3 protein-coding genes are annotated in these 3,246 nt (G+C 62.7%); 1 reads left to right on the top strand and 2 read right to left on the bottom strand.

From position 1 onward, the window contains the following. Positions 1-146: 146 nt before the first annotated feature. On the bottom strand, positions 147-539 hold the full coding sequence (locus tag B1A78_RS21080) for a DUF4279 domain-containing protein (RefSeq protein ID WP_179102120.1): 393 nt from the start codon (positions 537-539) through the stop codon (positions 147-149). A gap of 326 nt (positions 540-865) precedes the next feature. After that, positions 866-2,191 carry a hemolysin family protein gene (locus B1A78_RS21075; protein ID WP_077148811.1) on the bottom strand — a complete coding sequence of 442 codons (1,326 nt, stop codon included), beginning with the start codon at positions 2,189-2,191 and terminating at the stop codon, positions 866-868. Positions 2,192-2,405: 214 nt separating this feature from the next. Here B1A78_RS21075 and B1A78_RS21070 point away from each other — a divergent pair, with 214 nt between their 5' ends. After that, a complete protein-coding gene (locus B1A78_RS21070) occupies positions 2,406-3,095 on the top strand; it encodes an OmpA family protein (protein ID WP_077148810.1) in 690 nt (229 codons plus the stop codon). Positions 3,096-3,246 lie beyond the last annotated feature (151 nt).

Genomic DNA, 3,246 nt, shown 5'->3' with positions numbered 1-3,246 from the left:
TTGTGTCTTTGTGTGAGGCTCTTTTTCCTTCTTTGTGCCTTTGCGCCTTTGCGTGAGGCAAAAATAACCAGACCCATCGCACTGCACCGGCGCAACGGCAGCAACCGACCAATTATTGTCGCTTACAAAAATGAACCCACATCTCACTAGCTGTCGTCGACAGATGCAGCAGGGGCATAGAGGTCGAAATCTATCGCAAGCCCCCGTGCGGCTAAAGCGCTTATGGTCTCTGGCGCCAATGCGATGCCGCCAGTCCAATCGTTGAAATGGCCTCCAACGGTTAGGTAGCAGTGGCAGCGAGCAGTTAGGTAACTCCAAGCTGCAAGATCATCTGTCAGCATTGCTAGCAACGTCGATATTTCCTCGTTTAGATCGACAGGACTTTTCCAGTCACCCCAAAACTGCCACTTCCCAGTGCTTGCCTCGATATATTTGCCATTGCTGGAGAGAAACCTCTCACCCTTTATGACCGCCAAGTGAGGCTCGACACCCAGAAGGGATGTTATTTCTGAGGGGACGAGATCATCTTCTTCGATCAACAAAGATACGCTGGCTCGTTGTAGGTTATCCATTGCCCTTCCTATTCCGCAATGCCTCGAACTGGAAGCCTGTCAGTGGCAGTTAATCCCAATTTTCACCCTTGAACCCGCCGGTCCGCTCCCCACCCCAAAGCCGACCACCGATCGCAACGATTTTCCGCTGTCCTAATTTATTCGGCCGCGATATCGTTCCTGATATGTTCTCACCGATCGCCGCCGCTCCCCTGGTCCGCCGAACCGTTCCCGCCAACGGGACGGGTCGAAAAGGAGGGGGACGTGGTGTGACCTTTGTGACCTTCGGGCCGAAATCACGCGGCGCAAACGGCCTAGTCGCCGTCCGATTCGTCCTTCGGCTTGACGATCTCGCTGACCAGCAATTTGTCGATCTTGCGCCCGTCCATGTCTACGATCTCGAAGCGCCAGCCCTTGTCGGTGAAGCGTTCGCCCTCCTTGGGCAGATGCTTCAAGATCGCCAGCGCATGGCCGGCCGCGGTCGCATAGTCGCGGTCTTCGCCCAGCTCGATCCCCAGCCGTTCGGCCATCTGGTCGGCGGGCATCGACCCCGCGATCAACAGGCTGCCGTCCTCGCGTTCGGTGACGAAGGGTTCGCTGCCGATATCCTGGTCCGACGCGAATTCGCCCGCGATCGCCGACAGCAGGTCGGCGGGGGTCACCAGCCCTTCGAAATGGCCATATTCGTCGTGGACGAGCAGCATCGGCACATCGGCGGCGCGCAGCCCTTCGAGCGCGTCCATCGCGTCGATCTGGTCGTGGATGACCTTGGCCGAGCGCGTCAGTTTCTCGAGGTCGAGCTTTTCATTCCGGAACAGCGCGCCGGCGATGTCACGCGCCTGCACCACGCCGATGATGTCATCGACCGATCCGCGCGCCACCGGCAGGCGGGTGTGCGGGCTTTCGAGCAGTTTAGCGCGCACCGCGTCGGCATCCGACGCGATATCGATCCAGTCGACGTCGATACGCGGCGTCATCACCTCGCGCACCGGCCGGTCGGCAAGGCGCACGACGCCCGAGATGATCGCGCGTTCGCTTTCCTCGATCACCCCCGATTTCGACGCCTCGGCAACGATCAGGTGAAGCTCTTCGGCGGTCACCCGGTCTTCCGACTCGCGGTCGAGGCCGAGCAGGCGAAAAACGAGCCCCGAGCTGCTGTTGAGCAGCCAGACGAGCGGCGCGGCGATGCGCGACAGCCAGTACATGATCGGCGCGATGAGGATCGCGATGCGTTCGGGCGAGCGCAGCGCGAACTGCTTGGGTACCAGCTCGCCCGCGATCAGCGAGAAATAGGTGGTCAGCGCGATGACCAGCGCAAAGGCGGCGGTCAGCGCGGTTTCATCGTCGAAGCCGAAGATCGGCTGCAACCGGTCGGCGACCGGCTGGCCCAGGCTGGCGCCCGAATAGGCGCCGGTCAGCACGCCGATCAGCGTGATGCCGACCTGCACGGTCGAAAGGAAGCGGCCGGGATCGGCGGCGAGCTGGCGCGCCATCTTGGCGCCGCTGCTGCCGCGCTTTTCTGCCGCCTGCAGCCGCGGGTCGCGCGACGAGACGATGGCCAGTTCGGACATGGCGAAAACGCCGTTGAGGAGGACGAGGATCGCGATGATCGCGACGTCGGCCCAAGGGAAAGGGCTCATTGGGCGGTGGAACGGCGCGTGAGCGCCCGGCCCCTGTCAGTTTCGGTCATGGCCGCTCGTATAAGCGAAAGAATGCGCACTGCACAATGGGATGCACGCGCAATCGCTCACGCGGCGTTCAGGCGCCGGATGGAACCAGAGCCACGGCCGGATGTTATCGGCACAGCGACATAGACCGCCGGGCTCGAGTCCGGCGCATCGCAGGGAGCGCATTATGAAGACCATGACGATCAAACTCGCCGCCCTCGCCACGCTCGGCGGGCTCACGCTGGCGGGCTGCGTCACCGACCCGGTGACCGGCGAAAAGAAGATTTCCAAGGCCGCCATCGGCGGCGTCGGCGGCGCGCTCGGCGGCTATCTGCTCGGCGACCTGATCGGCGGCAAGCACAGCCGCACCGAGGAAATCGTCGGCGCGGGCATCGGCGCGGTCGCCGGCGCCGGGGTCGGCTATTATATGGACCAGCAGGAAAAGAAGCTGCGCGAACGCACCGCGGGCACCGGCATCGACGTCGAACGGCAGGGCGACCAGCTGGTGCTCAACATGCCCGGCGACGTCACCTTCGATTACAACAGCGCGCTGGTGAAATCGCAGTTCCGCAGCGCGCTCGACAGCGTCGCCTCGACCCTCGCCGAATATCCGTCGACCTATATCGACGTCTATGGCCACACCGATTCGACCGGCAGCGACAGCTATAACCAGGGCCTGTCCGAACGCCGCGCCTCGTCGGTTGCCGACTATCTCGCCGGCCGCGGCATCCAGCGCGCGCGCATGGCGACGATGGGATATGGCGAATCGCAACTCAAATGCTCGCCCGAACGCAGCGAGGCCGATTATCAGTGCAACCGCCGCGTCGAGATCCGCATCGCCCCGGTGACGCAGAACGACGTCAACAACGCGGGCTGAATGTTCCACTTCGTGGATGGGAGAGGGGCGTCGCCAACGGGCGGCGCCCTTTTTCTAGCCCAGGTTGAAGCTGGCCTTGATCCCGTCGATCACGAACTGCGCCGCGAGCGCGGCGCAGTTCGTGATCGACGGGATCAAGGCCAGCTTCAAC

Source organism: Sphingopyxis sp. KK2 (assembly GCF_001990265.1).
In the GTDB taxonomy this organism is placed as follows: Bacteria; Pseudomonadota; Alphaproteobacteria; order Sphingomonadales; family Sphingomonadaceae; genus Sphingopyxis.
The sequence above is the reverse complement of the archived record's forward strand: the minus strand, read 5'-3'. Positions and strand labels throughout refer to the sequence as shown.

Coding starts and splice junctions, on each gene's coding strand:
- B1A78_RS21070 (WP_077148810.1), top strand. CDS start 2,406: ATGAAGACCATGACGATCAAACTCGCCGCCCTCGCCACGCTCGGCGGG.
- B1A78_RS21075 (WP_077148811.1), bottom strand. CDS start 2,191: ATGAGCCCTTTCCCTTGGGCCGACGTCGCGATCATCGCGATCCTCGTC.